Genomic DNA, 18660 nt, shown 5'->3' on the forward strand with positions numbered 1-18660 from the left:
ACTTCGGCAGCCGGTGCCGACACCGAGGTTGCCGCGGTCGCAATCTCGGCCGCGCGCCCGTTACCAGTGCAGCCCGAGCTGCAGCGCGCCTTGCAGCGCGTGACCGACTTCCCAACGCGACGGCGTGATCCCGTCCTTCGGCATGTGCAGCGCGATCATCCGGTACACCGTCGTGAAGCCGATCGTCACCTGCTGCGACACCCACGCGTCGAAGCCGAGGCCCGCGCGGATCTGGGCCCCGTGGAGCACATCGCCGAGCGGCATCTTGGCCCGCGCGTAGCCGACGCCGAACTCCATCAGCGGCTGGAACCGCTTCTTCATGAAGTACACGCGGACGAACACCGGGTCCCAGAAGAACATCCCGCCGTTCTTGATGGTCTTGTCGGTCGTGCCGGGCAGCGTCGTGCGCACGCTCGTGTGCGTCTGCCCCGACATGCCCATGCCCACGCCGAGGCGGTTGTTGATGCGGACGCCGAAGTCGAACCCGCCGCCGATGGTGAGCAGCGTCGGGCGGGCCGGCTTGTCGCCGCCGATGGGTCCGGAGATCAGCAATCGCGGGGCGATCCAGTAGCGGCCGCGCCACGAGTCGCGCTTGATCTTCGCCGGGTCGGCCGGGGTCGGCGGCGCTGGCAGCGGCTCGACCTGGCGGCCGCCCCAGTCGAACGACGGCGCAGCGTCCGCTGTCGGCGGGGCGCCGGCAGGAGCGCCGGGCGTCGGCGGGGCGGTCACCGGCGGGGCCACCGGCGGCGGTGCGCTCGACGGCGGCGGCACCGACACGCCGGCCTCCGGTGTCGCGCTCGGCGTGGCCACGGTCTCGCTCGCCGGCGGGGGCGCGGGCACCGGCGCCGTCTCGGTGGCAGGCGTCGTCGCAGGCGCCGTCGCCGGTGCGGGCTCCTGCGCCTGCGCTGGCGTGGTGGCGAGCACGCCGGTGAGACAGATCAGGACTGCACGGATGTGAGCGAGCGTCATTGCCGGTGCCCTCGCGCTAACTTCGGAAGATCTACACCACGCGGGACCTCGGCGGCACTCGGCGGCTTTCCGGACAGCGCCGACGAAAGCGCACGCTCCGCCTCCGCGCGCAGCTCCGGATCGTCCTCGTTGGCGGCCGCGAACCGCAAGAAACCGACCGCATCGGCCCCGCCCAGGCGGGCGAGCGCGCGGTAAGCCTCGCGCGTCGCCTCGGGATCCAGGCGATGCGCCTCGCGCACGATCGCCGCTGCGTGGTCCCGTGTCCCCACCATGCCGAGCACATCGAGCGCCGCCACGCGCACCCGCGCGTCCTCGCTGCGCAACAGCGGCAGCAACTGACCCGCGTGCTCCCTCGCTTCGCGGTCGCCCACGTAGCGCAGCGCCACCAGTAGCTGCGACGGCTCACCCGACGCCAGCAGAACCTCGAGCCCGCTCGCGTCCCCGCGCGCCAGGCGACACTGCGCTTCGAGCCCGGTGATCGCCCGTCGCGCCGCGTCCACCAGCGCCGTCATCGACGGACGGAACGCGTCCTTGCCGGCCGACGCCGAAGTCGTGATCGCCGACACCGCGAACTTGGACCGCAGGTCCGCGGGCACCGCCATGCCCACGTGGAGGACCCACGGCGCCTCCGGGGCCTCGCGCGTCAGCGACGCCTCGCCGTGGACCGTCGAACCGGTGGCGTCGTCGGGCGCGAAGATCGCGCTGTCGCGCAACGCTGCCTGCAACGCCTCCGACACCGCCCCCTCGAGGTCCACGGCCTCGCTGGGCAGCGCCAGGCTGAGCCGTACCGGATAGCGACCGCCGTCCGAATCACCGCACGCTGCGGCGAGCAGGACGAGAGCGAGCGCCGCGCGGAGTCGGATCATCGTCGATCGCTACCATACCCCTCCGGGTCCTCCCAGACCAGCGGCAGGCCCAACTGCGCCGCGTAGACGGCCGCGAACCGCCGCCCGGCCGTCTCGACGCTCGTCGCTCGCCCCCCGACCGCCGCCGCGCTGGTCACGGTCACGCCCTGCAGCCCGCAGGACACCAGCGCGCCGAACAAGCCCGGGTCGACCGCCAGGTTGATCGAGATCCCCTGAACCGCCACGCCGCGGCTCACGTGGATCCCGATCGACGCCAGCTTCTCGGAACCGCGCCACACGCCCGGCTGCTCCATGCGGAACTCGCAGCCGTCGACCCCGAGCTCGGCGAGTACGGCGATCGCCACGTCGCCGAGGCGCACGATGTGCTCGCGGATCCGTCGACCCACCATGACGATCGGATAGGCCACCAGTTGGCCCGGCCCGTGGAGCGTCACCTCGCCGCCGCGCGGCGCCTCGCAGACCGTCACGCCTGCGGCCGCGCGCTGCTCCTCCGACCACAGGATGTCCTCCATCCGGCCGCGGCGGCCCAGCGTCAACACCGGCGGGTGCTCGACCAGGAACAGCACCCCCGGCTCGCCCGCGAGCACCCGCTCGCGCGCAGCAAGCTGCAGCGCGAGCGCCTCCTCGAAGCCCATGCGGCCGAGCCACACGGCGCGCAGTGATTCAGGTGTCGAGTCCACTGATCGACTCGAGCACGGTCGGATCGAGCGCGCCGATCGCCACCGGCAAGGGGCTGATGCCGACGCCCTGGGCCCGCAGCCAGGCCGCGAGCTCGGCCGCGGTCACGACCCGCGCGTCGCCCCACGGCGGCTCGCCCGGAGCGTCCCCCATGCAGAACACCAGGCAACCGCTCGCCTGAGTCCGCTCGGCGTCGCCCGCCCACGCCGACGCGTCGATCCCCGCGCGCCGCGGCAGGATCAGCGCCAGCAACTTCGGGCTCGCCTCGTCCTCGTCGGACTCCGAGTCCGCGTCACCCTCGACGTCGCTGATCACGAGCTTGGCGATCCCGCGGGACGGCGGCAGCGTCGCCAGCACCGGGTAGCCCTCGCGGGTCAGCCAGATGCGTGCGACCGCCTCGAGCCCGCGCGGCCCAAGTGTCTGCAACCACTGTACGAACGCGTTGGTGATCTCGGTGTTGAGGGCCGCGATCGCGGCGTGCAGCGCCTGCTCCGCGGCGGTCACGGCCGGCGGCACGCGGGTCGCGTGGAGCTGGTAGCGCGCGTCGCCGCGGGCGATGAACCGCGAAGCGCGACCGCCGTGACGGATGTCGAGCAGGATGGCCGCCGTCACGGCGCGCTCGATCTCCGAGATCTCGCCGCCGAGCACGCCCATGCCCGCGAGGGTCTCGGCGATCTGGCGGATGTGCAGCGAGCGCGGCCCGGCGTCGGTCATCACCTGCGCCACCTGCTGCAGCAGCGTCTCCGAGGCCTCGTCGCGGACCGAGCGGATCTCGGCCGAACCGCCCTCGTTGCGGCGGCCGCGACGGCGACGCCGGCGACGCCGGCGACCCGGACGGTCGTCGTCGTCGTTGACCGCTTGCGGCTGCGCCTGCGGCGGCTGCGGTCGCGACGGCGGCGGGCCGAGCGGACCGGGTCGGCGCAGGCTGCGGTGCTCGACCGCCGGCCCGCTCGGAGCCGGAGGCGGCGGCGGCGGCGGCGGACGCTGCATGGTCTCGAGCTCCGTGCGCAGCTCGGGCCGCTCCTCGGCCAGCCGCGACATCGCGTTCGCCATCACCACGGCGACGTCGGTCACGCCGTCGAGGCCCGCGCCCTTGGGCGCCTCGAACTCGAGGTTGGGCGTCACCCGCGGGATCACCTCGGTGCGCTTGCCGTTGTCGAGCCCGCGGCGGCTCGGCTTGACCGCCACCGTTTGCGGCGCCGGAGCCTCGCCGCGGACCCCGAACCGATCCCGGCGACGGCGACGGCGACGGCCGCCGCCTTCCTCGCTCGTGCCCTCTTCGCCCTCGCTCGGCTCGCCCTCTTCACGCGGGTCGCCGGTCAGCATCGAATTCGCTTCAACTTTTGGCGGCAAGGCTTCGGCATCGTTGGACTTCTTGGTGCTAGGCGGGACCGTCTCGAAGGGCAGCTCGAGGGTCGGCGCCGGAGCCGGCGGAGGTGCCGGGGCTGGGGGGGGCGGCGGCGGCGGCGGCTCGGGGACGGCCGCGGGCGGCGGCACGGCTCCGGGGCGGAGCTGGAAGAACCCCGGCTTGCTGCGGACCAGCAGCGCGCTCTCTCCCCGCACGGCCGCGTTCAGGCTCGCCTGCATCGCCGCGACCGGATCCCGGCCCACGTGCGAGAGCAGGTTGCGATCGACGGCTCGCTTCACGATCTCGGAGAAATGCAGGGGGTCGGACTCGAGGCGGAGGACTTCGATCGCAGCTTCAAGGAAGGTCATGTGTACGACTGCGGCGCGCCGGTCGACGGCGACGGAGAGTTGTGCAGAAAATTTGCGTGCCGAGGTCGGACTCTGCTAGCCGCGGACGACATGCGTGCGCACAACGTCGGCGTCCTGATCTCGACCGCCACCGCTCGATCGGTGGGCGCGGACAATGATAGCCAAATCGACCGCGAAAGTGGCAGCGATCTTGCGGAAGCGCTGGGCGGGCTCGGCCTCGTGCCCGTCTCGCTGACCGCCGACGACGCGCTCGACGTCACCCTGCGGCGGACCCGCCTGCGCGCCTGCTTGCTCGCCACCCACGGCCTCGCCGGCGGGCTCGGCCGGATCCAGGCCCTCCTCGAGCTGCGCAAGATCCCGTTCGTCGGCCCCTCGGCGCAGGTCGCCGGGCTCGCCTACGACAAGCTGCGCGCGCGCCAGATCTTGGCCTACCACAGCCTCCCGGTCCCGACGACGCTGGCCCTCGGCGGCGCCGAGCCGCCGAGCCGCCACGACATCGGCATGCTCGGCTGGCCGTGCGTGCTCAAGCCCCGCCGCGGCAGCCACGCAGCCGGGGTCCGCCTGCTCGCCGACGCCGACGCGATCGCCGACGCCAGCGCGGCCGCGCGGGACGATGCCGGGGAGTTCCTGCTCGAGCGGGCCGTGATCGGCCGCGAAGTCCAGGTCGTGCTGCTGCACGGCAAGGTCCTGGGGACCATGGAGGTCGTGCGCGAGGCCGGCGATCTGGCGCAGATCCGCGCCATGACTTGCCCCCCGGGCCTCACCCGCAGTCAGCTCAAGGGCATCGGCAACCTCGCCGAGCACGCCACCCGCGCGCTCGGCCTGGTCCGCGGGGCCGCGCGCGTCGACATCCTGGTCCACCCCCGCCACAACGAGGTCATCCTCGAGGCCGAGCCCTGCCCCGACCTGCGCCGCTCCGGCGTGGTCGCCCGGGTCGCCCACGCCGCGGGCCTGCGCTACGAGGCGCTCGTCCAGGAGCTCCTGCGCGGGCTGGTCGACCTGCCCGAGCGCGTCACCCCGGAGCCCACCGTCCGCCGCGCCCCCGCGCCGATGGTCGAGGCGCCGACCGTGCCGCTGCAGTGAGCTGTCCCCGGGGACCTGCTCTCCGGGACCTGTCCCTTCAGACCTGTCACAACGGACCTGCCCCCGAAGACCTGTCCCTCAGGTCCGGCGGCAGGTCCGAGTGCTTTTCGCTCCTCGCGCAGGCGAGACGACCTGCCAGCTTCGCCAAGCAGCCCGGCATGCGCGCCAGTGGGGTCCTGAGGGCGCAGCGGCTCGTCGCTCGTCCTTCCGCCTGGCTCCCGTCGGGTAACGAGCCAGGCTCGCTCTCATCGCCGCACTTCGTCGGCTGTGTGGGCCACGACGGTCGGGCTCCTGGAAACGTCCGCCACCGCAGTGACTCTCGTGCACCGACGACCGCACACGATGCGCCCGGCCAGCCCGCCGAGCTGCGACGCCGACGTGGTGAACGGATCGTCGGCGAAGTTTGGGCGGACCAGGCGTTCGCCCCTCGACGGCTCGCTGCGGGGCCACTGCCGACGCACGCACGCGGACCCAAAGAGAAAGACCGCGGCGAGTCACCTCGCGCGCGGTCTCTCGCGGCCTCGTGGGCCCTTCAGGGCTGGGTCGCGCGGATCTGGGCCTCGAGCCAACCTTGCTCGGTGACCAACTTGCGGTGCTCGGCCGCGTCGATCGAGCCGAGCTCGTGCGACAGCTCGGCCGAGACCCGCTTGAGGTCCTCGCGCGCCTTGTTGGCGTCGATCTCGGACACCTCGAGCGCGCGCTCGACGAGGATGACCACCCGGTTGTCGCGGGTGACCTCGAGGAAGCCGGCGCCGACGGCGATCCGGACCGACTCGCCGCCGTCACGGAAGCGGACCACGCCCGGGACGACCGGCGTGATGAACGGAACGTGCTCGGGCAGGACGCCGAGCTCGCCGAGGAGGCCGGGGACTTCGACCCCGGGCACCACCACGCCGTGGCGCTTGGGGCCCAGCGGCGTGAGGATGTCGAGCTGGATGGTGGTGTCGGCCATGACGGTGGACTCCCGGCTCAGCCGGCGGCTTTCCGCGCGGCCTCGGCCTTCTTGGCCTCTTCCTCGGCCAGGCGCTTGGCCTTGGCGATCGCGTCGCTGATGCCGCCGACCATGTAGAAGGCGTCCTCGGGCAGCGCGTCGTGCTTGCCCTCGACGATCTCGCGGAAGCTCTGGATCGTGTCCGCGAGCTCGACCTGGACGCCGTCGTTGCCGGTGAACACCTTGGCGACGTCGAACTGCTGGCTGAGGAACTTCTGGATCTTGCGCGCGCGGGCGACGGTGAGTTTGTCCTCTTCCGAGAGCTCGTCCATGCCGAGGATCTTGATGATGTCCTGCAGCTCCTTGTACTTCTGGAGGATCTGCTGGACCCGGCGCGCGGTCTCGTAGTGATCCTTGCCGACGACCTCGGGGGTGAGGACCGTGCTCGTCGAGTCGAGCGGGTCGACGGCCGGATAGATGCCGATCTCGGTCAGCGCGCGGCTGAGCACCGTGGTCGCGTCGAGGTGGGTGAACGCGGTCGCCGGCGCTGGGTCGGTGAGGTCGTCCGCGGGCACGTAGATCGCCTGCACCGAGGTGATCGAGCCCTTGCTGGTGGTCGTGATGCGCTCCTGGAGGCCGCCCATCTCGGTCGCCAGCGTCGGCTGGTAACCGACCGCGCTGGGGATACGACCGAGCAGCGCCGACACCTCGGAGCCCGCCTGCGTGAAGCGGAAGATGTTGTCGATGAAGAGCATCAGGTCCTGGCCCATCTCGTCGCGGAAGTACTCCGCCTGGGCCAGGGCGCTGAGGGCCACGCGAGCGCGCGCGCCCGGGGGCTCGTTCATCTGGCCGTAGACCAGCGCGACCTTGCTCTGCTCGCTGTCGACCTTGTGGACCTTGCGGGTCCTGTGGTCCCAGTCGGCCTTGATGACGTCGGACTCCATCATCTCGAAGTAAAGGTCGTTGCCCTCGCGGGTGCGCTCGCCGACGCCGGCGAACACCGAGTAGCCGCCGAACTTCTTGCCGACGTTGTTGATGAGCTCCATCAGGAGCACCGTCTTGCCGACGCCGGCGCCGCCGAACAGGCCGATCTTGCCGCCGCGACGATACGGCGCGAGCAGGTCGATGACCTTGATGCCGGTGACCAACACCTCGGCCTTGGTGCTCTGCTCGGTGAACGGCGGAGCGGCGCGGTGGATCGGGCGGAACTCGGTGGCGTCGATCGGGCCCTGCTCGTCGACCGGGTCGCCGGTGACGTTCATGATGCGGCCCAGCACGCCCTTGCCGACCGGCATCATGATCGGCTTGCCGGTGTCGCGGACTTCCATGCCGCGGACCAGGCCGTCGGTGGTGTCCATGGCGATCGTCCGCACCGTGCGCTCACCGAGGTGCTGCGCGACCTCGAGGGTGAGGTTGTCGACGCCGTCGTTGATGCGCGGGTTGGTGACCCTCAGCGCGGTGGTCACCTCGGGCAGCGCTCCGGAGAACTCGACGTCGACCACGGGGCCGATGACCTGCGTGATCTTGCCGGTGTTGACGCCGGGCGTCGCGCTCTGCGGCGGAGTGCCGCTCGCCGGCTTGGCGCCGCCGAGGAAGGACGCGGGGGTGTTGAAGATGCTGGCCTTACCCAGGGGGTTGGACGGCGGGTTGGACGGCGGAGGCGGCAGATTCGACATGGTGCTCCGGAAGGCGGCCCTACGGGCCGAGAAGACTGGCGGGAAATCGAGAGGCGCTCGGACCGTGTGGCCCGTCTAGCCCTTGAGGGCCTCGGCGCCGCCGATGATCTCCAGGAGTTCCTTGGTGATCGCGGCCTGGCGCTCGCGGTTGTAGAACAGCGTCAGCTCGCGGATGAGCTGGGTCGCGTTGTCGGACGCCGAGTCCATCGCGGTGCGACGGGCGGCGATCTCGCCGGCGACCGAGTTGAAGAACGCCTGCTGCAGCCGCGACTCGACGGCGATCGGCAGCAGGTGCCCGAGCAGCGCGTCGCGCCCCGGCTCGAGCACCGGCAACACGCGCTCGTCGTTCACGACTTCGCGCGACTCGAACGGCAGCAGCTGCTCGATCTTCGGCAGCTGCGTCAGCACGTTCTTGAAGTAGTTGTAGGCGAAGTACACCTTGTCGACCTGCGGCAGGTCGGTGTCGCCGCCTTCCTTGCCGCCGGTGAACATCGCCATGACCTCGGCCGCGACCATCTTGGCCTTGACCACCAGGTCGGCCAGCGTCGGCGCGTCGTGGTGACGGACGAGCTTCTGTCCGCTGTGCTGGAAGAACCCGCGGCCCTTCTTGCCCACCGTCAGCAGCACGACGTCGTTGCCGGCCTCGCGCTCCTTGCGGATGAAGGTGCCCACGGCGCGGTTGAGGTTGGCGTTGAAGCCGCCCGCGAGGCCGCGATCGGCGGTGATGTGCACGATCACCACGCGACCGTTGCCGCTGCGCTTGAGCAGCAGCGGGTGCGCTGCGCCGGCCTCGCCGGCCTCGCCCTCGCCCTCGCCGCCGCCGAGGCTGGCGACCAGCGAGCCGACCACCTGGTCGAGACGCTCGCCGTACGGCCGCGCCCCCATCGCCGCCTGCTGCGCCTTGATCAGGCGCGCCGCGGCGATTCGGCTCATCGCCGAGGTGATCTTGCGCGTGTTCTTGACCGACGTGATCCGGCTTCGGATCTCCTTCAGGTTGGCCATGTCATGCCTTCTGCTTGCGCGCGGGGTCGCGGAGGTACTCGGCCTTGAAGGTCTTGATCGCCTGGTCGAGCAGGTTGTCGAGCTCGACCAGCTCCGTCTTGCTCGAGGCCTTGTTGGCGGCGTCGATGACGTCGGCGCGGCTCTCCTTGAGCCACGCGTGCAGCTTGCGCTCGAAGTCGCGGACCTCGGTCAGCTCGAGCTCGTCGAGGTGACCGCGGGTGCCGGCGAAGATCGAGATGACCTGCTGGGCGACCGAGAGCGGCTGGTACTGGTCCTGCTTGAGCAGCTCGGTGAGCCGCTGGCCGCGGGCCAGGGTGTCGCGCGTGGCCTTGTCGAGGTCGGACGCGAACTGCGAGAACGCGGCCAGCTCGCGGTACTGCGCGAGGTAGAGGCGCAGCGGGCCGGCGTAGCGGCGCATCGCCGGGACCTGGGCCGCACCGCCGACGCGCGACACCGAGATGCCGACGTTCACCGCGGGGCGGATGCCCTGGTGGAACAGGCTGTTCTCGAGGAAGATCTGGCCGTCGGTGATCGAGATGACGTTGGTCGGGATGTACGCCGACACGTCACCGGCCTGGGTCTCGATGATCGGCAGCGCCGTCAGCGAGCCCGCGCCCTCGGCCTCCGACAGCTTGCACGCGCGCTCGAGCAGGCGGCTGTGGAGGTAGAACACGTCGCCCGGGTACGCCTCGCGGCCCGGCGGGCGGCGCAGGAGCAGCGACAGCTGGCGGTACGCGACGGCCTGCTTCGAGAGGTCGTCGTAGACCAGCAGGGCGTGGCCGCCGCGGTCGCGGAAGAACTCGCCCATGGTGACGCCGGTGTACGGCGCCAGGAACTGCAGCGGCGCCGACTCCGACGCGGTCGCGGCGACGACGATGGTGTATTCCATCGCGCCCTCGCGGCGCAGACGGTCGACCACCATGGCGACGGTCGACTGCTTCTGACCGATCGCCACGTACACGCAGATCATGTTCTGACCGCGCTGGTTGATGATCGTGTCGATCGCGATCGCGGTCTTGCCGGTCTGGCGGTCGCCGATGATGAGCTCGCGCTGACCGCGGCCGATCGGGATCATCGAGTCGATGGCCTTGAGGCCGGTCTGCATCGGCTCGTGCACCGACTTGCGGGTGATGATGCCGGGCGCCTTGACCTCGACCACCTTCATCTCGACGCCGGTGAGCGGCGCCCCGCCGTCGATCGGCTCGCCGATCGAGTTGACCACGCGGCCGATCAGCGCGTCGCCGACCGGCACGCTCATGATCTGCTTGGTGCGCTTGACGACGTCGCCCTCTTTGATGAGCTGGTCGTTGCCGAGGAGCGCGACGCCGACGTTGCCCTCCTCGAGGTTCAGGATCATGCCCTTCACGCCGTGGGGGAACTCGAGCAGCTCGCCGGCCATCGCCTGGTCGAGGCCGTACACGCGGGCGATGCCGTCGCCCACCGTCAGGACGGTGCCGGTCTCCTCGACGGAGACCTTGGTCTCGTAGCCCTGGATCTGCTCCTTGATGATGCGGCTGATCTCGTCGGCTCTGATATCCATGGTGCGCTCGCGCGGTCCGCCCTGGGCGGCAGGACCTGAAGTTGGGATCGATGGGGTGACGTGGACGCGGGAGAAGCCGGAGGCTAGCCGCGGAGGGAGGAACGGAGGTTGCCGAGCTGGGTCTTCAGGCTGCCGTCGTAGACGACGCTGCCGACCTGGGTGACGACGCCGCCGATGAGCTCGGGGTCGACGGCGGACTCGAGGAGGATGGTCTTGCCGGTGGCGCGCTCGAGCGCGGCCTTGATCTTGTTGACCGCGTCAGCAGGAAGCGGCCGCGCCGAGGTCAGCTTGGCGTGCACGCGCCCGGACAGCGCGTCCGACATCTCGGCGTACTGCCGGGCCATCTGCGACACGCCGGTGATGCGGCCGCGGTCGAACACGAACAGCAGGAACTTGCCGACGATCGCGTCGAGCGACATCCGCTCGAGCACCTTCTGCAGCACCGCGCGGCGCTCGGGCACCAGGAACGCGCCCGACTCGAGCACCGACAGCAGCGAGGGCTTGCCGGGCTCGCTGGCCGTGGCGACGCGGACGAAGCTGGCGATGTCGCGGCCGAAGATCTCGCGCTGGATCGGCGTGTCCGCGAGCTGGAGGAGCGCGCGGGCGTAACGACGGGCAAGGCTGCCGGGGATCATGAGAGCTCGTCCTGGAGGGGTTTCGGTGTCGGGGCCCGTAGGCCGAGAAAAGTGCGGCTCAGGCAGCCGGGCGGCCGTTCACGACCTCGACCGCGTAGTCGTCGACCAGGCGGGACTGATCCGCGTCGGTGAAGCGGGCGCGCAGGATCTCCTCGGCCCGGGTGATCGCGCGGTCGAGGACTTCGTTCTCGACCGCCTGCTTGCGCACCGCGACCTCGCGCTGCGCCGCCGACAGCGCCTGCGCCTTGAAGCGTTCGACCTCGGCGCGCGCCTCGGTCATCAGCCGCTGGCGGTCGCTCTCGGCGCCGACGCGGGCCTGCTCGAGGATCTCGCGCGTCTCCTGGTCGAGGTGGTCGACCCGCCGCTTGTACTCCGAGAGCACCGACTCGGCCTCGTTCATCGCCTGCTGCGCCGCGGTGACCTGGGTCTTGATCGCCTCGTGGCGCGCGGCGTTGTCGGCCACCAGCTTGCGAATGATCAGCCGGTGCAGCAGGAACGCCAGCACCAGGAAGTTGATCAGCAGGTACGCCAGGCCGACGCGGTGGTCCTCGGCGTTGGGCCAGTTGAACCAGGTGATCCCGTGGTGATGGACCACGTGCTCGGAGGCCTGGACCGCCTCGGAGGCGGCCTCGGTGGCGTTGTGACCAACCGGCTCGTGACCGGCCGGCGAGGCCGACGCCACCTGCCCGATCAGACAGATGAACGAGCCGACGACGAGGCTGGTGAGCCCATGAACCCGATGAAGCGCGCGACGCATGGTCACACCGTCCTTCCCAGCAGCTTGGTGGCGATGTCCTGGGCGAGCTCCTCGACCCGGGTCGCCAGGGTGGTGCGGGCCGCTTCGGCCTCGCTGTTGAGCCGCTCGCGCTGCGCCTCGGACTCGCTGCCCGCGGCGGCGCGCGCCTCGGCGAGCTGGCGCTGACGCTCGGACTCGCTGCCCTTGACCGCCTCGGAGCGGATCCCGGCGGCGCGGGCGCGGGCCTCGGCCAGGCGGCTCTCGTAACGGCGACCCTCCTCGTCGGCGCGGGTGCGGAGGTCCGTCGCCGCCGCCGTCGTGCCGGTGATCGCCTGCTCGCGCCGGGCCTGAGTCGCCAGCCACGGCTTGAACAACAGCGGATAGAGGATCGCCATCAACAGGAGGAAGATGCCGGCCTGGATGAAGATCGTGCCGTCGATGTCGACGACGGGAGCGGCTGCTGCGGCGAGGAGAGTTGCGTGCATGGGGCCGTGAGCTTTTTCGGGGGGCCGTCCGCGGGCCGAGAGGCAGGCGGGCGATGCGGTGGCTCAGGCGCGGCCGGGGCCACCGGGGGGCCGCAAGTCCTTCGGCCCGAGAGAATCCGGCGGCTTTTGGCAAGCCGCTGGCAGATCCGAGAAGCGGCGGGCATCTACCACGCGAGATATGGGTCGTCAACGGACGCGAGCTCACATGCGAGCGCCGCGTCGCAGGGCCTTGCAAGCCGCGCTAGAGCCTTCCTCGGACCTTTCAATCGTCTCTTGGGACAGGTCTGGCCGCGTGCCTCGATCGTGCGCATAAACCGTTTCGGGACGTGAGAAATGCGGGGCGCCAGGCGTCGGAGACGGCGCACCTCGGACCCCCCTCACGGGCCTCGTCCGCTCGGCTGTTTCCGCCCGCCTGCTTGCGCTGCCAGGCCCCTGAGCGGCCAGACGGCGACAATTTGCATAGCGCTCGCGGCCCCCGTCGCTTACGCTGCTGGTCCGTGAGCAGCAAACGGCCCGACCCGTACGACCGCGCGATGAGCCCCCTGGCCGCGGACGACGACGAGAGTGATCGCGACATCGACGCCGATTTGCGCGGCGACACGCGGCCGATCGACCTCATCGACGTATTCGGGCGGGCTCGCGGGGTCGTCGCCGAGATGGTCCGTAGCACGCCGACCGGTGACACCCTGGTCGTCGTCACCAACGAGCTCGGCTTTCCGGTCGGCCAACGCGCTATCCGCCGGCCCGAGAGCCTACCTTACGCCCTCGTATTCGGCCGCCATAACCGCTGCACCCTATCTATCCCCCACGATTCCCGCGTCAGCCTGCGCCACATCCTGCTCACCGCGTGGCCTGGCCAGGGAGCCCTGCGTCTGCGGGGCTATGACCTCGGCGGTCGCGCCGGCATCGTGCTCGCCGACGGCAAGCGGGTGCCCGGCTTCTCGGCGCTCGGCCACGTCGCCCTGTCGTTCGGCCGTACCGGCCTGGTCGTGCTGCCCGGCGGCCCTGCCGGCCTCTCGCTGCTCGAGGGCACCACCGATCAGGCCTTCCAGCGGCTCACCGGCATCGACCGCGACGGCGGCGGCATTCGCCTCGCCATCTCGGCGATGGCCGAGCCCAGCGTCGCCCAGATCGGCGGCTATCGCCCGATCGACGTCGAGGCCCGGCCGCAGCCGCGCGGCATCCTGCGTCTGCGCTCCCTGAAGTCCAAGTCTCAGCGCGGCGCCGAGGCCTCGCGCGAGCTCGAGGTCGACAGCGAGCAGCTGCAGCGCGGCCTCCTCATCGGCCGCTACAGCGATCGCTGTTCGCTCGCCGGCTCCGGCCGCAACCTGTCCCGCGTCCACGCCCTCGTCACCGAGGAGGGCCCCAACTCGCTCCTCGTCTACGACCTCGCCAGCACCAACGGCGTGCGTCCCGGCCACGAGACCGAGGGCCCTTCGCACAGCGTCGTCCGGCTTCGCCATAACGAGCCGGTCATGCTCGGCCACTTCGAGCTGAGCTGGACCCCGGCCGAGCGCATTCGCGTGCACTGACGGACCGCCCTCCGCGGTCGCCGATGCGTCGCGCGAAGTCGGGCGTATTTCGCCGTGGCGCACCCGTTTTGCGGCGCCGACGCGTCCGCTCGCAGTTTCGCGGCGGCGGTCCGCGCGGTGCGCTGGGGCTTGCGCATGCACACGACCGCAGACCGCGCTTCGACGGAGCCAACGCCGGGCGATTGTGCTATCTGCCTGTTTGCGTCCAGGCCCGAAACGGCCTTCCGCGACCGCCCCCGCCTCCCGCGGGCGCGACTCGCAGCCCCCGCGCCGCCGTCCCTGGTCGCCCAGCTGGCCTCAACCGGACAAATCCATGACAGACGCGAAGCGGCCCGGACGCCTGAGCACCCTCGCCCGATCCACGATTGGCGCCAAGATCGTCATGGCGACGACCGGCGTGATCCTGGTCGGGTTCCTCGTCGTGCACATGCTCGGCAACCTGCAGGTGTACCTCGGGCCCGACACCATGAACCACTACGCGCAGACCCTCAAGGGCACGCCTGCGCTGCTGTGGGGCGCGCGCTCCGTGCTGCTCGTCGGCCTCGTGCTGCACGTGCTGGCGGCCATCCGCCTCAAGGGCCTCAACAACGCCGCCCGCCCCCAGGAGTACGCGGTGGGCCGCCGCTACCGCGTCACCAGCAGCGCCGCCCGCTTCATGCTGCTGAGCGGCCTCGTGGTCCTGGCGTTCATCGTCTACCACCTGCTGCACTTCACCGTCGGCGTCACCAACCCGGCCGACTTCAACCTGCACGAGGTCCTCGACGTCGCCTCCCAGACCTGGGTCCGCAACGACAACGAGCAGCTGCTGGCCAAGCTGCCGGCGGAGTTGGTCCGCCACGACGTCTACAGCATGTTCGTCCGCGGGTTCCAAAACCCGCTGATCGCCGGCACGTACATCGTCGCCCAGCTGCTGCTGGCGATGCACCTCAGCCACGCGGTCGCCAGCATGCTGCACACCCTCGGCCTGTCCAAGGGGGCAGCCGCGCGCGAGCGCAACATCAACATCGGCCGGGCCATCGCCGCCGTCGTCGTGCTCGGCAACCTCTCCTTCCCGATCGCCGTCCAGGCCGGTCTCCTCCACCTCTAACGCGCCTCGCTCCCCGCACCGCCATGGATCTCAACGCCAAAATCCCGGACGGCCCGATCGAGGGCAAGTGGGACCGTCACCGCTTCGAGATGAAGCTGGTGAACCCCGCCAACAAGCGCAAGTACAACATCCTCGTGGTCGGCACCGGCCTCGCGGGCGCGTCGGCGGCGGCCAGCCTCGCGGAGCTCGGCTACAACGTCGACTGCTTCTGCTTCCAGGACAGCCCGCGGCGGGCCCACAGCATCGCCGCCCAGGGCGGCATCAACGCCGCCAAGAACTACCAGAACGACGGCGACAGCATCTACCGCCTGTTCTACGACACGGTGAAGGGCGGTGACTTCCGCGCGCGCGAGGCCAACGTCTACCGCCTGGCGCAGATCAGCGTGAACATCATCGACCAGTGCGTCGCCCAGGGCGTCCCGTTCGCCCGCGAGTACGGCGGCCTGCTGGCCAACCGCTCGTTCGGCGGCGCCCAGGTCTCGCGCACCTTCTACGCCCGCGGCCAGACCGGCCAGCAGCTGCTGCTCGGCGCCTATCAGGCGCTCGAGCGCCAGATCGGCCTCGGCAAGGTCAAGATGTACCCGCGCCACGAGATGCTCGACCTCGTCGTCATCGACGGCGTGGCCCGCGGCATCATCACCCGCAACCTCGTCACCGGCGAGACGCGCGGGTGGGTCGGCGACGCGGTCGTGCTGGCCACCGGCGGCTACGGCAACGTCTTCTACCTGTCGACCAACGCCAAGGGCAGCAACGTCACCGCCAGCTACCGCGCCCACAAGCGCGGCGCCGGGTTCGCCAACCCCTGCTTCACGCAGATCCACCCGACCTGCATCCCGGTCAGCGGCGACTACCAGTCGAAGCTCACCCTGATGTCCGAGTCGCTGCGCAACGACGGCCGCGTGTGGGTGCCCAAGCAGAAGGGCGACGCCCGCCGCCCCGACCAGATCCCCGAAGACGAGCGCGACTACTACCTCGAGCGCCGCTACCCCAGCTTCGGCAACCTCGTGCCGCGCGACGTCGCCTCGCGCGCGGCCAAGGCCGTGTGCGACGAGGGCCGCGGCGTCGGCCCGAGCAAGATGGCCGTGTTCCTCGACTTCGGCGACGCGGTCCGCCGCCTCGGACAGAACGTCGTCGCCGATCGCTACGGCAACCTGTTCGAGATGTACGAGCGCATCACCGGCGAAGATCCTTACAAGACGCCGATGCGGATCTTCCCCGCCGTCCACTACACGATGGGCGGGCTGTGGGTCGACTACGACCTGATGAGCACGATCCCCGGCCTGCACGTGCTCGGCGAGGCCAACTTCTCCGACCACGGCGCCAACCGCCTCGGCGCCAGCGCGCTGATGCAGGGCCTGGCCGACGGCTACTTCATCATCCCGTACACGATCGGCAACTACCTCGCGCAGGCCAAGCTGCCGAAGATCGGCGTCGAGCACCCCGAGGTCCAGCGCTGCCTCGCCAGCGTGCAGGCGCAGTCGAGCCGCCTGCTCAACATCAAGGGCCGCACCACCGTCGACGAGTTCCACCGCGAGCTCGGCCTCGTCATGTGGGACTACTGCGGCATGGGCCGCACGGCCGACGGCCTCAAGATCGCGCTGCAGAAGATTCCGGAGATCCGGTCGCGCTTCTGGTCCGACGTCGCGGTCCCCGGCGTCAACGAAGAGCTCAACCCGTGGCTCGAGAAGGCCGGCCGCGTCGCCGATTTCCTCGAGTTCGGCGAGCTGATGTGCCTCGACGCGCTCGAGCGCAACGAGTCGTGCGGCGGCCACTTCCGCGAGGAGTACCAGTCGCCCGACGGCGAGGCGCTGCGCGACGACGCCAACTACTCGTACGCCGCGGTGTGGGAGTACACCGGCGAGGGCAGCGCGCCGCGCCTCCACAAGGAGCCGCTCGAGTTCAAGAACGTCAAGCTCGCGACCCGGAGCTACGCCTGATATGTCGAACACGACGATGACCCTCACCCTGCAGATCTGGCGCCAGCGGAGCGCCAACACGCCCGGGTCGATGCAGACCTACAAGCTCGAGGGTGTGAACGAGCACATGTCGTTCCTCGAGATGCTCGACGTGCTCAACGCCAAGCTGACGAAGGAAGGCCAGGACCCGGTCGCGTTCGATCACGACTGCCGCGAAGGCATCTGCGGCTCGTGCTCGATGGTGATCGACGGCCGCCCGCACGGGCCACGCAAGGGCACCACCGCGTGCCAGCTGCACATGCGCACCTACAAGGACGGCGACACCATCACGATCGAGCCGTGGCGCGCCAAGGCGTTCCCGGTGATCAAGGATCTGGTGGTCGACCGCAACTCGCTCGACCGCATCGTCGCCTCCGGCGGCTTCGTGTCCGTCAACACCGGCGTCACCGTCGACGCCAACGCCACCCCGATCGGCAAGAAGAACGCCGACGAGGCGATGGACTACGCCGCCTGCATCGGCTGCGGCGCCTGTGTGGCCGCCTGCCCCAACGCCTCGGCGATGCTGTTCACCGGCGCCAAGGTCGGCCACCTCGTCAAGCTGCCGCAGGGCCAGGTCGAGCGCCGCGGCCGCGTGCTGCGCATGGTCGAGCAGATGGACCTCGAGGGCTTCGGCGCCTGCACCAACCACCGTGAGTGCTCCGAGGCCTGCCCCAAGGAGATCAGCTTCGACGCGATCGAGCTGCTCAACCTCGAGTACATGCGGGCCCAGGTCACCAACGACTGATCTCGGCGCCTCGCCGACAAGCGCGGTCGTCGGGCATCCCGACGGCCGCGTCCGCGTTTCAGCAGCTGGGGTAGCCGTCCATGCCCGGGTCCGGCGGCGGATCGCAGGCCTGGAAGCTGCCGGGGAAGCACCCGCTCGGCAGCTGGTAGACGTTCTGCCCCTTGCACACGGTCGTGATCGCGTCGTCGCAGATCATCTGCGGCAGGCACCCGAGGAAGCTCTTGGGGTCGTTGAGGCACCAGATCGCGCCGTCGAACTCGAACGCCTGACCCTCGATCGGCAGGCAGCCGAGCATCACGCACTCGTCCTTCGTCACCGCCGCCTCGCAATCGACCGGCTCCGCCGTGGTCCCCGGCACCTCGCCGGTCGAAGTCGAGGTCGAACCGCCCGATCCGCCCTGGCTCTCCTGACCTGTCCCCGAGGACATCCCCTCGGTCTCGTTGCCGGAGCCGCCGCCGCCCTGCGTCTCGCTGTCGCTCATGCTGCCGCTCACGTCGGTCGTGCCGGACTCCGACGCGCCCATGCCCGAGTCGGTCGGCGCGCTCTGCGACTCCGAGGCCGACTCCGAGCCATCGCTCGTCGCCTCCGAGCCCTCGCTCGAACCCTGGCTCGCGCTGCCCGAGTTCGAGGCCGAGTTCGTATCACCGCCGCTGTCGCCGCACGCCATCGTCAGCACGACAGCGCCCGCGACCACCCCAGTTTCAAGCCAATGGATGCGCACGGGGCCAGGCTACCACGCCCCCGGTTGTCGTTCGCGCGCGTCTTCGTCACACTCGCGCGGGTGACGATCTTCTACTGGGACTACTACGGTCCGGACGCCGAGGGCACCGCGCGTCACTTCCTCGTCCACCTCGGCGAGTACATCGTCCGCAACGGCCTGCCCGAGTGTGAGCGCGGCGTCGAGTCGTCGCGCGCTGGCCATGGCGCCGTGTGGTGCAAGACGCCCGACGAGGCCCGCGAGGCCATCTTGCGCCTGCGCCCGCGCCGCGCCGCCCCCGCGCCTTGAACCGCCGCAACAATTTTT

Annotated in this window: 18 protein-coding genes; 6 read left to right on the top strand and 12 right to left on the bottom strand. The window is 70.6% G+C overall.

The window, feature by feature from the left end:
- Nucleotides 1-60: 60 nt before the first annotated feature.
- Genes POL25_RS24295 through POL25_RS24310 form a run of 4 tightly spaced genes read right to left on the bottom strand, consistent with a single transcriptional unit; the run spans nucleotide 61 to nucleotide 4229 of the window.
- Nucleotides 61-969 carry a hypothetical protein gene (locus POL25_RS24295; protein ID WP_272088536.1) on the bottom strand — a complete coding sequence of 303 codons (909 nt, stop codon included), beginning with the start codon at nucleotides 967-969 and terminating at the stop codon, nucleotides 61-63.
- Nucleotides 966-1835 (bottom strand): HEAT repeat domain-containing protein, encoded by an 870-nt coding sequence (locus POL25_RS24300; protein WP_272088537.1) that lies wholly within the window; start codon nucleotides 1833-1835, stop codon nucleotides 966-968. Before POL25_RS24300 ends, POL25_RS24295 begins: the two co-directional genes overlap by 4 nt.
- Nucleotides 1832-2515 carry a lipoyl(octanoyl) transferase LipB gene (gene lipB / locus POL25_RS24305; RefSeq protein WP_272088538.1) on the bottom strand — a complete coding sequence of 228 codons (684 nt, stop codon included), beginning with the start codon at nucleotides 2513-2515 and terminating at the stop codon, nucleotides 1832-1834. Before lipB ends, POL25_RS24300 begins: the two co-directional genes overlap by 4 nt.
- Complete coding sequence (locus POL25_RS24310; protein WP_272088539.1) at nucleotides 2499-4229, bottom strand: winged helix-turn-helix domain-containing protein; 1731 nt, start codon at nucleotides 4227-4229, stop codon at nucleotides 2499-2501. Before POL25_RS24310 ends, lipB begins: the two co-directional genes overlap by 17 nt.
- Before the next feature lie 219 nt (nucleotides 4230-4448).
- Here POL25_RS24310 and POL25_RS24315 point away from each other — a divergent pair, with 219 nt between their 5' ends.
- Complete coding sequence (locus POL25_RS24315) at nucleotides 4449-5312, top strand: D-alanine--D-alanine ligase family protein (protein ID WP_272088540.1); 864 nt, start codon at nucleotides 4449-4451, stop codon at nucleotides 5310-5312.
- 532 nt (nucleotides 5313-5844) lie between these two features.
- Here POL25_RS24315 and atpC read toward each other — a convergent pair.
- The 7 genes from atpC to POL25_RS24350 form a co-directional block, all read right to left on the bottom strand.
- Nucleotides 5845-6264: an ATP synthase F1 subunit epsilon gene (atpC, locus tag POL25_RS24320; RefSeq protein ID WP_272088541.1), complete on the bottom strand. Its 420-nt coding sequence runs from the start codon at nucleotides 6262-6264 to the stop codon at nucleotides 5845-5847.
- Nucleotides 6265-6281: 17 nt separating this feature from the next.
- Nucleotides 6282-7919: a F0F1 ATP synthase subunit beta gene (gene atpD, locus POL25_RS24325; RefSeq protein ID WP_272088542.1), complete on the bottom strand. Its 1638-nt coding sequence runs from the start codon at nucleotides 7917-7919 to the stop codon at nucleotides 6282-6284.
- 75 nt (nucleotides 7920-7994) lie between these two features.
- Entirely contained in the window at nucleotides 7995-8921 is a 927-nt protein-coding gene (gene atpG / locus POL25_RS24330) for an ATP synthase F1 subunit gamma (protein ID WP_272088543.1), read from the bottom strand.
- 1 nt (nucleotide 8922) lies between these two features.
- Nucleotides 8923-10461, bottom strand: coding sequence for a F0F1 ATP synthase subunit alpha (gene atpA / locus POL25_RS24335; protein ID WP_272088544.1), 1539 nt, complete (start codon nucleotides 10459-10461; stop codon nucleotides 8923-8925).
- Between the two features lie 83 nt (nucleotides 10462-10544).
- Nucleotides 10545-11096, bottom strand: coding sequence for an ATP synthase F1 subunit delta (gene atpH / locus POL25_RS24340; protein ID WP_272088545.1), 552 nt, complete (start codon nucleotides 11094-11096; stop codon nucleotides 10545-10547).
- Nucleotides 11097-11154: 58 nt separating this feature from the next.
- Entirely contained in the window at nucleotides 11155-11853 is a 699-nt protein-coding gene (locus POL25_RS24345) for a F0F1 ATP synthase subunit B (protein ID WP_272088546.1), read from the bottom strand.
- Nucleotides 11854-11855: 2 nt separating this feature from the next.
- On the bottom strand, nucleotides 11856-12317 hold the full coding sequence (locus POL25_RS24350) for a F0F1 ATP synthase subunit B (protein WP_272088547.1): 462 nt from the start codon (nucleotides 12315-12317) through the stop codon (nucleotides 11856-11858).
- 497 nt (nucleotides 12318-12814) lie between these two features.
- Between POL25_RS24350 and POL25_RS44515 the strand changes: the two genes are divergently transcribed.
- From POL25_RS44515 to POL25_RS24370, 4 genes are all read left to right on the top strand, one after another.
- Nucleotides 12815-13849, top strand: a complete 1035-nt coding sequence (locus POL25_RS44515; protein WP_272088548.1) for an FHA domain-containing protein — start codon at nucleotides 12815-12817, stop codon at nucleotides 13847-13849.
- Nucleotides 13850-14162: 313 nt separating this feature from the next.
- Complete coding sequence (locus POL25_RS24360; protein WP_272088549.1) at nucleotides 14163-14936, top strand: succinate dehydrogenase cytochrome b subunit; 774 nt, start codon at nucleotides 14163-14165, stop codon at nucleotides 14934-14936.
- A 23-nt stretch (nucleotides 14937-14959) separates the two neighbouring features.
- The gene (locus POL25_RS24365) at nucleotides 14960-16873 is read left to right on the top strand and encodes a fumarate reductase/succinate dehydrogenase flavoprotein subunit (protein ID WP_272088550.1); all 1914 of its coding nucleotides are present in this window, start codon (nucleotides 14960-14962) and stop codon (nucleotides 16871-16873) included.
- Nucleotide 16874: 1 nt separating this feature from the next.
- Nucleotides 16875-17636, top strand: a complete 762-nt coding sequence (locus tag POL25_RS24370; protein ID WP_272088551.1) for a succinate dehydrogenase/fumarate reductase iron-sulfur subunit — start codon at nucleotides 16875-16877, stop codon at nucleotides 17634-17636.
- A 58-nt stretch (nucleotides 17637-17694) separates the two neighbouring features.
- Here POL25_RS24370 and POL25_RS24375 read toward each other — a convergent pair whose 3' ends face one another.
- On the bottom strand, nucleotides 17695-18357 hold the full coding sequence (locus tag POL25_RS24375) for a hypothetical protein (protein ID WP_272088552.1): 663 nt from the start codon (nucleotides 18355-18357) through the stop codon (nucleotides 17695-17697).
- Between the two features lie 24 nt (nucleotides 18358-18381).
- Here POL25_RS24375 and POL25_RS24380 point away from each other — a divergent pair, with 24 nt between their 5' ends.
- The gene (locus POL25_RS24380; protein ID WP_272088553.1) at nucleotides 18382-18642 is read left to right on the top strand and encodes a hypothetical protein; all 261 of its coding nucleotides are present in this window, start codon (nucleotides 18382-18384) and stop codon (nucleotides 18640-18642) included.
- Nucleotides 18643-18660: the final 18 nt, after the last annotated feature.

The sequence above is a fragment of the Nannocystis bainbridge genome (genome assembly GCF_028368995.1).
Taxonomy (GTDB): Bacteria; Myxococcota_A; Polyangia; order Nannocystales; family Nannocystaceae; genus Nannocystis; species Nannocystis bainbridge.

Bases quoted from the DNA above. Each gene is read 5' to 3' on its own strand.
- POL25_RS24300 (WP_272088537.1), bottom strand. From the start codon at position 1,835: ATGATCCGACTCCGCGCGGCGCTCGCTCTCGTCCTGCTCGCCGCAGCG.
- POL25_RS24295 (WP_272088536.1), bottom strand. From the start codon at position 969: ATGACGCTCGCTCACATCCGTGCAGTCCTGATCTGTCTCACCGGCGTG.
- POL25_RS24310 (WP_272088539.1), bottom strand. From the start codon at position 4,229: ATGACCTTCCTTGAAGCTGCGATCGAAGTCCTCCGCCTCGAGTCCGAC.
- POL25_RS24345 (WP_272088546.1), bottom strand. From the start codon at position 11,853: ATGCGTCGCGCGCTTCATCGGGTTCATGGGCTCACCAGCCTCGTCGTC.
- atpD (WP_272088542.1), bottom strand. From the start codon at position 7,919: ATGTCGAATCTGCCGCCTCCGCCGTCCAACCCGCCGTCCAACCCCCTG.
- atpA (WP_272088544.1), bottom strand. From the start codon at position 10,461: ATGGATATCAGAGCCGACGAGATCAGCCGCATCATCAAGGAGCAGATC.
- POL25_RS24370 (WP_272088551.1), top strand. From the start codon at position 16,875: ATGTCGAACACGACGATGACCCTCACCCTGCAGATCTGGCGCCAGCGG.
- POL25_RS24350 (WP_272088547.1), bottom strand. From the start codon at position 12,317: ATGCACGCAACTCTCCTCGCCGCAGCAGCCGCTCCCGTCGTCGACATC.
- POL25_RS24365 (WP_272088550.1), top strand. From the start codon at position 14,960: ATGGATCTCAACGCCAAAATCCCGGACGGCCCGATCGAGGGCAAGTGG.
- atpC (WP_272088541.1), bottom strand. From the start codon at position 6,264: ATGGCCGACACCACCATCCAGCTCGACATCCTCACGCCGCTGGGCCCC.
- POL25_RS24360 (WP_272088549.1), top strand. From the start codon at position 14,163: ATGACAGACGCGAAGCGGCCCGGACGCCTGAGCACCCTCGCCCGATCC.
- atpH (WP_272088545.1), bottom strand. From the start codon at position 11,096: ATGATCCCCGGCAGCCTTGCCCGTCGTTACGCCCGCGCGCTCCTCCAG.
- atpG (WP_272088543.1), bottom strand. From the start codon at position 8,921: ATGGCCAACCTGAAGGAGATCCGAAGCCGGATCACGTCGGTCAAGAAC.